The 15,716-nt window shown below is 62.7% G+C and carries 13 protein-coding genes; 12 read left to right on the forward strand and 1 reads right to left on the reverse strand.

What is annotated here, in order from left to right; translation table 11 throughout:
* Positions 1 to 8: 8 nt before the first annotated feature.
* The 9 genes from HB375_RS07150 (at position 9) to HB375_RS07190 (ending at position 12,588) form a co-directional block, all read left to right on the forward strand.
* Positions 9 to 1,535, forward strand: coding sequence for an ABC transporter substrate-binding protein (locus HB375_RS07150; protein ID WP_167672277.1), 1,527 nt, complete (start codon positions 9 to 11; stop codon positions 1,533 to 1,535).
* Between the two features lie 40 nt (positions 1,536 to 1,575).
* Positions 1,576 to 2,499: an ABC transporter permease gene (locus HB375_RS07155; RefSeq protein WP_167672278.1), complete on the forward strand. Its 924-nt coding sequence runs from the start codon at positions 1,576 to 1,578 to the stop codon at positions 2,497 to 2,499.
* A gap of 5 nt (positions 2,500 to 2,504) precedes the next feature.
* On the forward strand, positions 2,505 to 3,362 hold the full coding sequence (locus HB375_RS07160) for an ABC transporter permease (RefSeq protein WP_167672279.1): 858 nt from the start codon (positions 2,505 to 2,507) through the stop codon (positions 3,360 to 3,362).
* On the forward strand, positions 3,359 to 5,107 hold the full coding sequence (locus HB375_RS07165; RefSeq protein WP_167672280.1) for a M14 family zinc carboxypeptidase: 1,749 nt from the start codon (positions 3,359 to 3,361) through the stop codon (positions 5,105 to 5,107). Before HB375_RS07160 ends, HB375_RS07165 begins: the two co-directional genes overlap by 4 nt.
* 115 nt (positions 5,108 to 5,222) lie before the next feature.
* Complete coding sequence (locus tag HB375_RS07170; protein ID WP_167672281.1) at positions 5,223 to 7,181, forward strand: mechanosensitive ion channel family protein; 1,959 nt, start codon at positions 5,223 to 5,225, stop codon at positions 7,179 to 7,181.
* A gap of 42 nt (positions 7,182 to 7,223) precedes the next feature.
* Complete coding sequence (locus HB375_RS07175; RefSeq protein WP_167672282.1) at positions 7,224 to 8,567, forward strand: erythromycin esterase family protein; 1,344 nt, start codon at positions 7,224 to 7,226, stop codon at positions 8,565 to 8,567.
* Positions 8,568 to 8,653: 86 nt separating this feature from the next.
* Positions 8,654 to 10,306, forward strand: coding sequence for an energy-dependent translational throttle protein EttA (gene ettA, locus HB375_RS07180; RefSeq protein WP_167672283.1), 1,653 nt, complete (start codon positions 8,654 to 8,656; stop codon positions 10,304 to 10,306).
* Between the two features lie 9 nt (positions 10,307 to 10,315).
* Positions 10,316 to 11,002, forward strand: coding sequence for an SDR family oxidoreductase (locus HB375_RS07185; RefSeq protein WP_167672284.1), 687 nt, complete (start codon positions 10,316 to 10,318; stop codon positions 11,000 to 11,002).
* Between the two features lie 107 nt (positions 11,003 to 11,109).
* Positions 11,110 to 12,588, forward strand: a complete 1,479-nt coding sequence (locus tag HB375_RS07190) for an AMP nucleosidase (protein WP_167672285.1) — start codon at positions 11,110 to 11,112, stop codon at positions 12,586 to 12,588.
* 54 nt (positions 12,589 to 12,642) lie between these two features.
* Here the strand turns inward: HB375_RS07190 and HB375_RS07195 are convergent, their stop codons facing one another.
* Complete coding sequence (locus HB375_RS07195) at positions 12,643 to 12,996, reverse strand: hypothetical protein (protein ID WP_246728377.1); 354 nt, start codon at positions 12,994 to 12,996, stop codon at positions 12,643 to 12,645.
* A 231-nt stretch (positions 12,997 to 13,227) separates the two neighbouring features.
* Here HB375_RS07195 and HB375_RS07200 point away from each other — a divergent pair, with 231 nt between their 5' ends.
* Genes HB375_RS07200 through HB375_RS07210 form a run of 3 tightly spaced genes read left to right on the forward strand, consistent with a single transcriptional unit; the run spans position 13,228 to position 15,700 of the window.
* Positions 13,228 to 14,241, forward strand: a complete 1,014-nt coding sequence (locus tag HB375_RS07200) for an ArsR/SmtB family transcription factor (RefSeq protein ID WP_167672286.1) — start codon at positions 13,228 to 13,230, stop codon at positions 14,239 to 14,241.
* Positions 14,241 to 15,152, forward strand: a complete 912-nt coding sequence (gene metF, locus HB375_RS07205) for a methylenetetrahydrofolate reductase [NAD(P)H] (RefSeq protein WP_167672287.1) — start codon at positions 14,241 to 14,243, stop codon at positions 15,150 to 15,152. The genes HB375_RS07200 and metF overlap by 1 nt, the downstream gene beginning before the upstream one ends.
* Positions 15,149 to 15,700, forward strand: coding sequence for a hypothetical protein (locus HB375_RS07210; RefSeq protein ID WP_167672288.1), 552 nt, complete (start codon positions 15,149 to 15,151; stop codon positions 15,698 to 15,700). Before metF ends, HB375_RS07210 begins: the two co-directional genes overlap by 4 nt.
* Positions 15,701 to 15,716 lie beyond the last annotated feature (16 nt).

The following is a 15,716-nucleotide window of genomic DNA, read 5'->3' on the forward strand; positions in this document are numbered from 1 at the left end:
CTGAAAACATGACGTTTTCGAAATTTCTGACGGCTCTCGGCTTCACGGCCGCCGCTCTCGCGGCACCGATGGCTGCTCCGAGCGCGCAGGCCGCCGGCACCTTGACGGTCGGCCTCACCATCGATCCCGGCAGCTGGGACCCGATCGACACCTTCCTGGTGCCGTGGGCTTCCGCCGCGACGAACATCTATGACGGTCTGACCTCGCGCGGGCCGGACATGAAGCTCAATCCCGGTCTCGCGACGAGCTGGGAATTTCTCGACAACAACAACCGCATCCGCTTCAAGCTGCGCCAGAATGTGAAGTTTCACAACGGCGAGCCGTTCAACGCGGCGGCGGTGAAGTTCACCTTCGACCGTCTACTCGGTGACGAGGGCAAGAAGGGGCCGCAGCAGTCGAACTACAATTCTATCGACCACGTGGAGATCGTCGACGACAACACGGTCGATTTCGTGATGAAGCAGGCCGATCCGGTGCTTCTCACCAAGCTCGCCGGCTACGGGGCGATGATCGTGCCGCCGAAGTACCTTCAGGAGAAGGGTGACGAGTATTTCAACACCCACCCCGTCGGCACCGGCCCGTTCAAGTTTGTCGAGTACAACCCGAAGGTCAATCTGACCCTCGAAGCCTTCCCTGAGCACTGGGGCGGCGCGCCGAAGCTCGACAAGGTCGTCTATCGCATGATCGCGGAAGCGAACACGCAGATCGCCGAATTGCAGGCTGGCCGCATCGATATCGCGACGCTCATCCCGTTCGCGCTGACGCCGACTGTGCAGCAGGCGTCGAACCTGCAGCTCGTCAGCATCACCGGCCCGACGGTCGTCGCGCTGCGTCTCAACACGCGTGACGGCATCACGAAGGACGTGAAGGTCCGCAAAGCCCTCAACATGGCGGTCGACCGCGAGGCGATCATCAAGGCCGTTCTGCTCGGCCATGCGAAGCCCATCGCGAGCTTCCAGTCAGAACTGTCCTTCGGCTACGATCCGAACCTGAAGCCGGTTCCCTTCGATCTCGCCAAGGCCAAGCAGCTCTTGCAGGAAGCCGGCGTGCAGCCGGGCTCTGCCATCAAGATCGACTTCCGCGGCAACGACGCAACCTTCCGCGAAGTTGCGCAGGCGGCAGCCGGTTACTTCCAGGCGCTCGGCCTGAAGCCGTCCGTCCAGCCCTACGAGCCGGCGGTTCTGCTCAACGACATCATCCCGAACGGCAAGACGGGCGAAGCCTGGCACAACAGCTGGGGTGGCTGGACCTTCGACTACGACAACACCGCTTACCTGATGTACCACTCGGGTGAGAAGTGGAACCCCTACGGCAACGACAAGAAGCTCGACGAACTTCTGGAAAGCCAGCGCAAGATCTATGACGTGAAGGCGCGTGAGAAGGTTCTTCAGGAAGTGGCGCGCTACGTGGCCGATCAGGCACTCGAAATCCCGCTTTACAACCAGAACACCATTCTGGGCGTGAACAAGCGCGTGAAGAACTTCGTCGCTCCGGCGGACCTGCGCTTCCGCCTCAACGACGTGTCGGTCGACTAAACGATCACTTGAAAGAACAATAAGAAAACAGGATCACGAAATGGCGGGCTTCATCCTCAAGCGGCTGTTGCAGGCTGTCTTCGTGATCCTGGCTGTGACCCTGATCGTGTCGTTCGCGGTCAGGCTGTCGGGCGATCCGGCGATCATGCTCACCGGTGGCGCGGGCGGTGTCACCGAGCAGGATCTCCAGAATATCCGGAAATCGCTCGGCCTCGAACGTCCGTTCATCATCCAATATTTCAGCTTTCTCCAAGGGATCGTCGTCGGCGATTTCGGCCGCAGCTTCATGGGCGGAACGCCCGTGGCGAAGCTGATCGGCAACGCTCTTCCCGCGACACTGCTTCTCGCCTTCGCATCGCTTCTGACCTCGATCGCGTTTTCCGTTCCGCTTGGCGTCTATGCGGCGGTCAAGCGTGGGCGCTGGCCGGACCAGCTTATCCGCATTCTCTCCCTCGTCGGCCTGTCGTTCCCGAACTTCTGGCTCGCGATCATGATGGTGCTGTTCTTCTCCATCTTTCTCGGCTGGCTCCCGCCGAGCGGCATGGAGGGGCCGCAGAGCTTCGTGATGCCCGCGCTCACCATGGCGATCATCCTCACCGCGACAAATGTCCGGCTGGTGCGCACCTCGATGCTCGAGACGCTCTCGCAGCAATACATCATGGTGGCGCGCTCCAAAGGCCTCAAGGATTGGGTCGTGCTCTACAAGCACGCGCTGCGCAATTCCGCCATTCCGCTCGTCACCTATATCGGCCTGCAATTCGGCGGTCTGATCGGCAGCATCGTCATCGTCGAACGCGTGTTCAACTGGCCCGGTATGGGCACGCTCGCCTTCGACGCCATTTCGGCGCGTGATTATCCCGTGCTTCAGGGCACCATTACGGTGCTGGCGCTGTTCATCGTTTTCATCAACATCGTGATCGATATCGCCTACGGCTTCATCGATCCCCGCATCCGGACGGAGTGAGGATCATGGCAACCGCTCAAGCCATCTCTTCAAGCCGCCGGCGCTTCCGGTCGCTCGAATTCACCCTCGGCGCTCTGCTCGCAGGCGGCATGGCCATCGCCGTCGTGCTGTCGCCGTTCCTGTTCCCGGATGGCGGCGAAAGCATGGACCTGATGGCGCGCCTCGTGCCGCCGTTCCAGAAGGCCGCACACATCCTCGGCACCGATCCGCTCGGCCGCGATATGCTCGCGCGCGTCGTCGTGGGTGGAAAGATATCACTGACGGTCGGTCTGCTCTCGATGCTGGGCGCGATGACGCTCGGCACGCTGATCGGCCTTGCGGCGGGCTATTATCGCGGCATTGCGGAAATCCTGCTGATGCGCTTTGCCGACATTCAGCTCGCGCTGCCGTTCATCCTCGTCGCCATCATGTTTCTCGCCATTCTGGGAACCGGCGTCGACAAGGTGATCTTCTTCATGATCGTCGCGCAATGGGTGCAATATGCGCGCCTCGTGCGCGGCTCCGTGCTGGCGCTGCGCGAGCGCGAATTCATTCACTCCGCCCGCGCCATCGGCGTCGGTAACGGGCGGATCATCTTCACGCATATCCTGCCCAACGTGCTTGGTCCCATCGTCATTCTGATGACGCTGAATGTGGCGAACAACATCTTGCTGGAGAGCAGCTTGACGTTCATCGGCCTTGGCGTCGATCCGCTCATTCCGAGCTGGGGCGGCATGCTGGCGGACGGGCGCACCTATCTGCAGACGGCGTGGTGGGTCAGCGTCTTCCCCGGCCTTGCCATCATGTTCACCGTGCTTGGCTTGAACCTTCTTGGCGATTGGCTGCGCGATTTGTTGGACCCGACGGGACAGGCCGGAAAATGACCATTTTGCTTGACGCGCGTATTCCGCGCACCCTCGATGTTCTTCTCCGTGACTGGGCGAGAGAAGAACATCGCGGCGCTCGCCTCGAAGCATGGCTGTTCGAGGATGAGGCGGCCCGGCGCACGGCGGAGAAGGCATTCGCACGTGTCGGCGTCGAAGCCCGCCTGCACAGCGCTTACAAGCCGCTTCTTCATGCGGTGCTTGAAGACATCGACACGCGCGACCTCAAGCGCTTCACGCTTCGCTTTCCAGTCCATGCCAAGGCGAAGCCTCTACGGTTTCTCTCGGAGGCCTATCCGCTGGCTGCTTTGCTAGACGGCGTCGAGACGCATTTCGAGCCCGGCACAGCGGATCTGACCTACCGCGTGACCGCCGAATATCGCGACGGGCGCGTTGCGGAGCACGAGGTTTTCGCGCCGAACCGTCTGCGCAAGAACCATCTCGATGAAACCGACCTGACGCCGACGGGCTGGCTCAGGGTGACGAAGCGCCCCGGCGGCGCGCCCGATCTCGACCACGCGGTCGAGACCGAGGCGGAAGCTGTGTTCCACAAAGTGATGGCCGCCATCGCCGCGCATTCGTGGCCGGCGCAGGAGCCTTATGCGGAAACCATCGCCATCGACGTGACGATGCCCGGCATCGAGCGCGAGCTGCCTTATGGCGATGAAGTCATGAGCACGCGCGAGGCGCTGCACGAGGACTTTTACTTTTCGCTGCTCGAATTCTTCAAGCGTAAATCCGGCCGCCCGCCGGAGGATCGCGGCGTGCAGCCGGGCCAGATCGTGCCGGATATTCGCGCAGGCGAGGGCGACGCGCATGTGCGGTTGGAACTGCGTCCCTTCGGTGCTCCGCAAGATCCGGTGAGGCCCGAGCAGGTGATTGATACCGCCGATGCCGCGCCGGGTCTCGCGCAGATCGACCGGGAGTTCGCAGGCCTGCCCGGCGAGCGGTTCGAAGGCCGCTCCCATGAAGGGCGTCCCATCCGGGGGCTCTACCGCAAGGGCTCGCGCCCGGCGGTTCTGGTGAGTTCGGGCCAGCACGCCAACGAGACATCCGCGCCCGTTGGCGCGCTGCGCGCGATGCGTCGCCTGCTCGCCGATCCGGATGCAAACATCGCCTTCATCCCCGTCGAGAATCCCGACGGTTATGCGTTGCATGGGCGCCTCTGCGAGGGCAATCCGCGCCACATGCACCATGCGGCGCGCTATACCTCGCTCGGTTGCGATGTCGAGTTCGGCAGCGAGCGTCCCACCGCCGAGATCGGCGCGCGCCTCAAGGCGCTGGAACTGTCGGGCGCGCAGCTGCACGTCAATCTCCATGGCTATCCGGCGCATGAGTGGACGCGGCCCTTCACCGGCTATCTGCCGCGCGGCTTCGAATTGTGGACCATTCCGAAGGGCTTCTTCCTGATCCTGCGGCATCATCCATCCTGGACGGATCGCGCGCGGTTCCTTGTCGAGGCCGTGACGAAGCGGCTGGCAGCCATTCCGGGGCTGGTGGAGTTCAACCGGCGGCAGATCGAAATCTGCTCGATCCATACCGGCGGCACGCCCTATGAGATCATCAACGGCGTGCCCTCGCTGCTGACGGCTGAGGAGCGCCATCCTACGCCGCTGACCCTCATCACCGAGTTCCCTGACGAGACGATCTATGGAGAGCCTTATCGCTTCGCCCATACGGTCCAGATGACCACCGTCCTCGCCGCCGAGGAGGCCATGGCCGAGATCATGGCGGCGGTCGCTTAAGCCTAACCGAACGGAGTTTCTGTCAAGATCGCCGCCGCGCCCTATCTAACCACCTCGCGAAGGGGTCCGCCGGTGCCTCTGGCCGTCCGGCGGCCGGGAAGCGAGGTATCGGGCGATGAAACGGTTCGGTTCGAGCGTTGCAGTTGCTTTGGCCGTTTTCCCTACGTTTGGCGGGAAGGCGATGGCGCAGGAGGATGCTTCGGCTCTCGTCGCAGCCTCCGAACAGATCGCGGAAAAAGTTCTCGCTCATGCCGAGACGCTGAGACGAGGGCTCGATCTTCTGCCGGATGCGCTCACGCGGACGGTCCAGTGGATCGTGGATGATCGCCCGCCATTGCGGGCGATGCTGTTTCTCCTTCTCTTCGTCACGGCGACGATCCTCGCGGGTTATGCGCTTGAGAATCTCGCAAGGCGCTTCTGGCGCTCCCGCGATCCGCAGAAGGTGGGGCCGGGGAGGGCCGGATCGCTGCTGCTCAGCCTCCTCGTTCCGCTGCCGTCGCTTGTGTTTTTCGCGTTCCGGGGCTCACCCATCCGGTCGACCGCTTTGGCTCTTGCCGTGGGATGGAGCCTCGTCCACATCATCGGCGCGTTTCTCAAATCTCTCGTCAAACCGCAGAGCGTGGACATCGCGCGAAAGCCCTTGCGGCGGATCCAGCTCTGTCTCGGCGTTCTCGTGTTCAGCTATATCGGCCTTGGCCTGATGCGTATCGCGGGAAGCGAGCCCGAGCCGCGGCTCGCGCTGGTGACGATCTTGTGGGTCGTGTTCATGGGCTTGGGCTTTGCGGCGCTGAAGGCGTTTCGGGATGCGCTGCCGCTCGATTGGGGGCTGCCGCACGAGCGGGGCGATCTCATCGTGCGTTACATCCGTCCGCATTGGTACGGCGTTTCCCTGTTCATGCTGGCCCTGACCGGCGTGGCGGCGCTCGTCGCCTCGATCAACCAGAGCGGCTTCGCCTTCGTAAGGGGGGCGGCCAGCGTTCTTCTCCTCGGCGTCGTCCTCGTCTTCCTGTTCTTGAAACCCGACATCGCGACGGACGAGACACATCCCTGGCGGCAAGCTTTGCGCCGCTGTGCGCGGCTTGCGGTCTTTGCAGGTTACTGGATTGGGCTCGCGCTGATCTGGGGCATCGATCCGCTGCTTCTGGCATCGGACCGCGTGAGCCAGCCAGTTGCGCGGGCGCTGATCGATATTGGCATTGCCTGCGCCGTAGCGCTGATGTTGTGGGAACTTATTCGAACGGCTTTGGATTCTTATGCGGCTCCCGCACCAACCGCGGGAGAGCATGGCGAAGAGCCAGGCCATGCCAAAGCCTCGACGCGCATTCAGACCTTTCTGCCGCTGCTGCGGGCCGCAATCGCCATCTTCATTGCGGTTGTCACTGCCATGGTGATCCTTGCCTCTTTCGGCGTGAATATCGGGCCAATGCTCGCCGGTGCCGGCGTGGTCGGCATCGCCATCGGCTTCGGATCGCAAACGCTCGTGAAGGACGTGATCTCCGGCTTGTTCTTTCTCGCCGACGATGCGTTCCGGCTCGGCGAATACATCGAGATCGGCAACGCGAAGGGCAATGTGGAGAAAATGTCGATCCGCTCCCTTCGTCTGCGTCATCCGCGCGGCCCGCTTTACACGGTGCCGTTCGGCGAGATCCGGCAGATCGTCAATCACAGCCGCGACTACGCCATTGTGAAGATGGAGTTTACCATCGCCTTCGACACCGATCTCGTGAAAGCGAAGAAGATCGTGAAGCAGATCGCCGCCGAGCTGAACAACGACCCCGAGCTGATGCAGCACCTGTTGCAGCCGCTGAAGTTTCAGGGCGTGCGCCGTATGGAGCAATATGGGCTTGTGGTCGGTGTGAAGTACACCGCCAAACCCGGCGAGCAATTCGAGCTGAGGCGCGAAGTTTTCCACCGCATCCGCGATGCATTCTCTCGCGAAGGTATCGACTTCGCGCGCCCGCAGGTCGTGGTGCAGATGCCCCCTGGTGTCGATAATCCCGAAGTGGTGAAGGCGGCAGTGCTGAGCACCTTGAACGGCGGGCCTGCTACGCCGGAACAGGGCAACAAAGCCTGACGTTGGTGGGGCGAAACGACACTCCACTTCGGAGCGAGGACCATGGCGTGGTTGCGCTGGCAGCACAGCGAAAGCGAAACGGCGATCAGGGAGGCCGTTGCGACGCTGCGCGACCAAGGCGAACCGCTGCCGCCTGTTTTTGAGGCGGAAGACTTCGGGGCCATGTTCGATCGCTTTGCCGATGCGCGGGTCGTGCTGCTCGGCGAAGCGACGCACGGCACCTCCGAATTCTATCGCGCCCGCGCGGCGATCACGCGACGGCTCATCGAGGAGCATGGTTTTACCATCGTTGCGGTCGAGGCCGACTGGCCGGATGCCGCGCGGATTGACGCTTATGTCCGGCACAAATCCATCCCGCCGGGCGAGGATGCCGCCTTCGAGCGCTTTCCCACCTGGATGTGGCGTAACGAGGAGGTAGCCGACTTCGCTAACTGGCTGCGCGCGTACAACAAAGACTGTCCGACTGCGCATCGGGTCGAGTTCCGGGGGCTCGACATCTATAGCCTGAATGCCTCTGTCCGCGCCGTGCTTGACTATCTCGACAAGGTCGACCCAGAGGCGGCCGAGGAAGCGAGGGCGCGGTTCGGGTGTCTGAGCCCCTGGCAATCCGACCCGGCGCGCTATGGCAAAGCCGTCCTGACGGGCCAGAAGCGCCCCTGCGACCGTGCGCTCCTCGCGCAGCTTCAGGATATGCTCGACCGCCGGCTCGATTTTCTGGCGGTCGATGGCAGCGACGAGTTTCTGGATGCACTCCAGAACGCCAAGATCGTCCATGCGGCGGAGCACTACTACCGCATCATGTATGAGGGCGCGACGGAGTCCTGGAACCTGCGCGACCGCCATATGTTCGAGACCCTCGAAAGCCTGCTGGCGCGGCGGGAGGAGGCCAAGGCGGTGGTCTGGGCCCACAATTCCCACATCGGCAACGCTTCGGCGACGGCGATGGGTTGGCAGGGCGAGTTCAATATCGGCGGGCTGTGCCGGACCTCCTACCGCGACAAGGCGGTTCTGATCGGCTTCGGCACAGATCGTGGCACGGTTGCCGCTGCGAGCGGCTGGGACGCCCCCATGGAGATCAAGGACGTGCTGCCTGCCCGCCCCGACAGTCACGAGCGCCTGTTCCGTGACACCGGCCTTAGCCGCTTCCTGACCGATTGGCGGGAGAATGGGCAGAGTGATCTCGTCGAGGCCCTGTCCCGACCCCGCCTGGAGCGGGCCATCGGCGTGATCTACCGGCCTGAAAGCGAACTCTACAGCCATTATTTCGAGGCGATCCTGGCCGAGCAGTTCGACGCTTTCGTCTGGTTCGACAAGACCAAGGCCGTGACGCCCCTGTCCCACGCCCACGGGGTGGGGCAGCCGGAGACCTACCCGTTCGGGCTCTGAGGACATTCGTCCGCCTTGCCCCGACCCGGTCCCCCTGCTAACTGACGCGCAACTCCTTCCACCCGTTGTCAGCAGGGCTTATTTCCGTGTCCCGTCAGTTCATCTACCACATGCGTGGCCTCACCAAGACCTATTCCAGCGGGAAGAAGGTTTTGGAAAACATTCACCTGTCCTTCTATCCGGATGCGAAAATCGGCGTGCTCGGCGTCAACGGCGCGGGTAAGTCGACGCTTCTGCGCATCATGGCCGGCATCGACACCGACTGGAACGGCGAGGGTTGGGTAGCGGAGGGTGCGCGCGTCGGCTACCTGCCGCAGGAGCCGCAGCTCGACCCCTCGAAGACCGTGCGCGAGAACGTGCTGGAAGGCGTCGCGCCCCAGCGGGCGATTCTCGACCGCTACAACGAACTAGCCATGAACTACTCGGAAGAGACGGCGGACGAGATGACCCGCCTTCAGGACGAGATCGAGGCGAAGGGCCTGTGGGATCTCGATTCCAAGGTCGATCAGGCGATGGACGCGCTTCGCTGCCCGCCGGACGATTGGGGCGTGGACAAGCTTTCGGGCGGTGAGCGCCGCCGCGTGGCGCTCTGCAAGCTGCTTTTGGAACAGCCCGAACTGCTCCTCCTCGACGAGCCGACCAACCATTTGGACGCCGAAACCACCGCGTGGCTCGAAGGGCATCTGCGCACCTATCCCGGCGCGATCCTGATCGTCACCCACGACCGCTACTTCCTCGACAACGTGACCGGTTGGATTCTCGAACTCGACCGCGGCCGCGGCATTCCTTACGAGGGCAATTACTCCTCCTGGCTGGAGCAGAAGCAGAAGCGTCTCGAGCAGGAAGGACGCGAGGATGAGGCGCATAAGCGCACCATCGAGCGCGAGCGCGAATGGGTGTCGGCCTCGCCCAAGGCCCGTCAAGCCAAGTCGAAGGCCCGTATCCAGCGCTATGAGGAACTCGTCGCCAAGGCGAACGAGAAGGCTCCCACGACCGCGCAGATCATCATCCCGATCGCCGAGCGGCTCGGCAACAACGTCATCGAGTTCGACGGCTTGAAGAAAGCCTTCGGCGACAAGATGCTGATCGATGGATTGTCCTTCAAGCTCCCGCCGGGCGGCATTGTCGGCATCATCGGTCCGAACGGCGCGGGTAAGACGACGCTGTTCCGCATGATCACCGGTCAGGAGCAGCCGGACGAGGGCAAGATCTCCATCGGCGAGAGCGTGAAGCTCGGCTACGTCGACCAGAGCCGCGACTCGCTCGATGCGAACAAGACGCTCTATGAGGAAATCTCAGGCGGCAACGAGGTGCTCTATCTCGGCAAGCGTGAAATCAACGCGCGTGCCTATTGTGGCGCGTTCAACTTCAAGGGCGCGGACCAGCAGAAGAAGGTCGGCGTGCTTTCGGGCGGTGAGCGCAACCGCGTGCACCTCGCCAAGATCCTGAAGTCGGGCGCAAACGTTCTGCTCCTCGACGAACCGACCAACGACCTCGACGTTGATACCTTGCGCGCACTCGAAGAGGCGCTTGAGGATTATGCGGGCTGCGCCGTCATCATCAGCCACGACCGCTGGTTCCTCGACCGCATCGCCACCCACATCCTGGCGTTTGAAGGCGACAGCCATGTGGAGTGGTTCGAGGGCAACTTCGCGGATTACGAGGAAGACAAGAAGCGTCGCCTCGGCGTCGATTCCACCATTCCTCACCGCATCAAGTACAAGAAGTTCTCGCGCTAAAGGATTGGCATGAGCACCGTTCTCATCACGGGTGTCGGACGCGGCATAGGCGAGGAGCTTACCCGCGTCCTGCTCGCCCGTGGAGATCGGGTGATCGGAACCGTTCGCGATCCTGCGAAGGTACTGGCCGAATGGCGGACCTACGTCGAGAATGGGCAGCTTCGGTTGCTCAAGCTCGACGTGCGCGACGAAGTCTCGATTGCCGAAGCGGCGAAGCAGGTTGATGAGCCCGTCGACGTGCTCATCAACAATGCGGGCATCATCGGCCCGCAACAGCAATCGACCCTCGACATGGATTTCGAGGGCTTTCTCGATACGTTGCGCGTGAACACGCTCGGACCGCTGCGTGTCGTCCAGGCGTTCCTGCCGCACCTGCGCCGGTCAAGTGAGGCCAAGGTCGTGACGGTCTCAAGCCGCATGGGCTCCCTGTCTCACGCCAAGTCCGACCGGATCGCCTATCGCACCTCCAAGGCTGCGGTGAACAAGGTGGTGCAGGGCCTTGCCACCGACCTTGCAGATGATGGGATCACGGTGATTTCCGTCCACCCCGGCTGGGTGCAGACCGACATGGGCGGTGCCAGTGCGGATATTACCGTGCAGCAGAGCGCCGCCGGGCTGGTCAAGCTGATTGACGACCTGACCGTGGCGCAGACGGGCAGCTTCTTCGATTGGACGGGGGAGGCCATCCCCTTCTGACCAGAGGCCGGTCGGGAGTATCTATTTATTCCCCTAAAGGCAGTTGGGTTTGGCGCTGAAACAGTGTATGACCCTTGAGGCACGAGACACAAGAAAGAGAAGTTCACGTGCCCGCCGATCAAATTTCTCCCTTCAAATCCGTCGCCTCTCCCGAAGAAGCGGTTGCCCAGCTGATCCGGCTGCATGACGCCGCCATCGATGCGCAACGCCATGCGCTTGAACACTTTTTTGCCACTGGAACAGCGCCGACCGCCGGCGAGAGGGCGCGCTTTCGCTATCCCGAACTGCGGGTAATCTACCGCGCCAATTCAGTGCCGCCGGTCAAGCAGCGGGCGTATGCCAAGTTTCAGGGGCCGGGCGTCTATGCGACGACCGTGACGCAGCCAGATTTCTTCAAGTCCTACCTGCTGGAACAGCTGAACTATCTCGTACGCGACTACGGCGCAGTGCTGGAAGTCGGCGTCAGCGACCAGGAGATTCCCTATCCTTACGTCTTCGAGCGCGGCGACGAGCTCGGGCGCGGCGCGCATTCTGCAGCGGAGCTCGCCCAGCATTTTCCGACGCCGCTTCTCGCCAAGGTGGGCGACGAGATCGCCGACGGAGCCTGGATTTTCCATGAGGGCGAGCCGCGTCCGCTCTCGCTGTTCGACGCGGCGCGCGTGGATTACTCGCTGCGCCGTCTGGTGCATTATACCGGCAGCGATTGGCGCTCGATCCAACCCTGGATTCTTCTGACCAACTATCACCGCTATGTGGATCAGTTCGTCCGTTGGGCGGTGGGCGAATTGTCGAATGACAAGAGCCCTTACATTAAGCTGGTCCTGCCGGGCGGCATCACCATTGAGCGCGGCCTTGACGAGTCGGCTGTCGCGGAACTCGTGGCCTCATCGCCGTGGCATCGTTTCCAGATGCCGGCCTATCACCTCGTCCACCGCGATGGACATGGCGTGACACTGGTCAATATCGGCGTCGGTCCCTCGAACGCCAAGAATATCACGGACCATCTCGCAGTCCTCCGTCCGCATTGCTGGCTGATGGTCGGGCATTGCGGAGGCCTGCGTCAGTCTCAAACCATCGGCGATTACGTGCTGGCTCACGGCTACCTCCGCCGCGACCGCATTCTCGATGAAGCCGTGCCGCCGGAAATCCCGATCCCGGCACTGGCCGAGGTTCAAGTGGCGCTGCAGGAGGCTGCCGCCCGCGTCACGGGTGAGCGGGGCGAAGAGTTGAAACGCCGCCTGCGCACCGGCACGGTCGTGACCTATGACGACCGCAACTGGGAACTCCGCTGGAGTCAGGAGCGGCGACAGATCAATCTTTCCCGCGCCATCGCGGTGGACATGGAAAGCGGCACCATCGCCGCGCAGGGGTATCGCCTGCGGGTGCCCTATGGCACGCTGCTCTGCGTCTCAGACAAGCCACTGCATGGTGAGATCAAACTACCGGGCGCGGCGAACGCCTTCTATGAGCGCGCCGTAAGCGAGCATCTGATGATCGGCCTCGCCGCCATCGACATCTTGCGCGATCAACGCTCGTCGCTGCATTCGCGCAAGCTGCGCAGCTTCGACGAGCCACCTTTCCGCTAAGTCTTGTCGCGCATGGCCGCGCCGTTCAGGCGCGGCCATGTTTCGCAAAATATCTTAAGGCGCCTGCGTTCCGCTCATCGCCTGACGGACGAAGGCGACGATGAGGGTCAAAATCGCGCCGCCGACGCCGCCGCTTGCGATTTGGCTGATGATCGCACTGATATCCATTCCGCCCATCGTCGCTGCGGTTCCTGCCGCTCCGGTTCCGAGCATCATGCTCAGAAGCTGTCCGCCGCCGATGCCGCCGAGCGCGCCGGCGATGGTGTTGCCCACCGCGCCGAGATCGACCCGGTCGGAGGCCTTGCCGACGGCGTTGCCGCCGATAATGCCGCAAACGATCTGGATAATGAGATTGAGAAGCACCGTACTCATGGTCACGCCTTTCACATCGAGAAAGGTCGGAGCCATTCACGGTTACGGTCGCCGCCCTGGGGTCGACCTTTCAATGTCGTGAAATTGCGAGGCTGCGGGCCCAGCTTCCATGATTTTCGTCAAGACTTTCCGGCTTCTGTGAGGGCGAGAAAAGATGCCGCAGGCCCGATGGCAGATATTGGCTCGGTGAGTGGAACCCTCTGAGGCCCTTGCAGTTTCCCCAAAACGGATATAAACATATCTTTATATGTGAGATCGTGTTTCAAGATGGCCGAGAAAGCAGCTCCATCATTGGATTTGACACTGAGCATCCTGCGCGCGGCTGCCGAGGAAACGCGCCTGCGCATCCTGTCGCTCCTCGTCGAGGGTGAGCTCTCAGTTTCCGATCTCACCGACATTCTAGGCCAGTCCCAGCCTCGCATTTCCAGGCATCTGAAGCTTCTGGTGGAGGCCGGGCTCGTGGAACGGCACAGGGAAGGGGCGTGGGCCTTCTTCCGCCTCATGGATCATGGCGCGGCCGCGCCCATTTTGCGCCCGATGCTGGACAATCTCGACCGTTCCGACCCGCAATTGCTCGAGGACCGGACGCGGCTTGAGGCCGTGAGGGCCCAGCGCTCGCAAGCTGCGCAGGCCTTCTTCTCACGCCTCGCGCCGGAATGGGACCGGCTGCGGTCGCTTCATGCGCCCGAGGCGGTCGTCGAGGCGGCGGTGCTCGAAGCCCTTGGGTCGAAGGCGATCCGCAATCTCGTCGATCTCGGCACCGGCACGGGGCGGATGCTGCAGCTTCTCGCACCGCGTGCCTCGCGTACGGTGGGGCTCGATGCCAGTCACGCCATGCTCTCCGTCGCGCGTGCCAATCTGGAGAAAGCGGGGCTCCCGCGCATCGAATTGCGACAGGGCGACATCTACGCGCCGCCGTTTCCCCGCAACACGTTCGATCTCGTCGTCATTCATCAGGTGCTGCACTACCTCGACGATCCGGCCCGCGCGATCCGCGAGGCGGCGCGGCTCGTCGCGCCGGGCGGGCGTATCCTGGTGGTCGATTTCGCGCCGCATAATCTGGAATTCTTGCGGGAGACGCAGGCGCATCGCCGCCTCGGCTTCGCGCCCGATCAGGTCGCCGGTTGGCTCGACGAGGCCGGGCTCGATTGCACACTCACCCGCGAGATCGCTCCCTCCAAGAAGGGCGCGGAACAATTGATCGTTTCCCTTTGGCTGGGTCAGGACCGACGCGTGGCGACGGATTGGCCTCTGGCTGAAACCGACAAAGAGGTTGCCTGATGTCGCCGCTCACTCTCCGCCCCAGCCGACAGAGCACCGGATCGATCAAGGTTTCCTTCGAGTTCTTTCCACCGAAGACGTCCGAGATGGAGACGACCTTGTGGTCGTCCATCGAACGGCTTGCGCCTTTGTCTCCGCAATTCGTGTCGGTGACTTATGGCGCGGGCGGCTCCACGCGCGAGCGCACGCACGCCACCGTCTCGCGCCTCGTGCGCGAAACGAGCCTGAAGCCCGCAGCCCACCTGACCTGCGTCGCAGCGTCCAAGCAGGAGGTCGATGGCGTGATCCGCTCCTATTGGGATGCGGGCGTGCGCCATGTGGTGGCTTTGCGCGGCGATCCAGTCGGCGGCATCGGCACACGGTATGAGCCGCACCCGGACGGCTATCATCAGACCAGCGATCTCGTTGCCGGCATCAAGGCGATCGGCGATTTCGAGGTTTCCGTTTCGGCCTATCCCGAAAAGCACCCCGAGGCCGCGTCTCTTGATGCAGACATCGATGCGTTGAAGGCGAAGGTCGAGAGCGGCGCGGACCGCGCGATCACACAGTTCTTCTTCGATAACGATCTCTACTTCCGCTATCTCGACCGCGTGCGCGCGCGCGGCATCGACGTTCCCATCGTACCGGGTATCGTGCCGGTGCAGAACTTCAAGCAGACGGCGAAGTTTGCCGCCGTCGCTGGCGCGAGCGTTCCTGCGTGGCTAGCCGCCCGTTTCGACGGCTTGGACAACGACGTGGAAACCCGCAAGCTGATCGCTGCGGCGGTCGCAGCCGAGCAAGTGATCGACCTCGTGGACCGCGGCATCAACGAATTCCACTTCTACACCATGAACCGCGCCGATCTGGTTTACGCGATCTGTCACCTGTTGGGGCTGCGCGCCCCGACGCAACCGGAAAGGGTGGCCGCGTGACCTTGCTGCTACAGCGGAGCCTGCTTCTGGGATTCCTCGCTGTCTGCGTGGCTGGCGCTGCTGTGGCTCAAACCGAGCGTCCAAAACGTGTGGTTCCCGCGGAGGTTCAGCGGCAACGGCTCATGCTGAGCGAGGAATATGCACGCGAAGTGCGTGCGGCCAAGGAAGCCGGCACGTGGATCTCCCCGTGGGTCTCGAATGGCCGCGCGCATTGCCCGCCTGTGGCGACTCCTAGCGGATCCCTTGAAGAGCGCAGCAATTGGATAAGCCGCTCCCTGGAAACCGTTTCGCTTTTCGCGCACGACCAACCTGTCGGGATGGCAAAGACCAGAATCGAGTTGGCCTGCGGCTATAACGATGGTTACGAGCGTATTCTCGAATTGCCGGTGATTTGCCGCTTCGCCGACACGGCCCTTCCTGTCCGGCGTATTTCCGAGACAATTCCCAAACTCAAGAACGGGTCGCTGATCGTGTGCGACCGCAAATCCAAATCCTCCGACGAATGTGCAGTTCACTGCGAGGAACCTGCCGGGGCGCAGCCTCGATGACCGCGAAGAGAGAGTC

Origin of the sequence: Microvirga terricola (assembly GCF_011777495.1) — a bacterium.
In the GTDB taxonomy this organism is placed as follows: Bacteria; Pseudomonadota; Alphaproteobacteria; order Rhizobiales; family Beijerinckiaceae; genus Microvirga; species Microvirga terricola.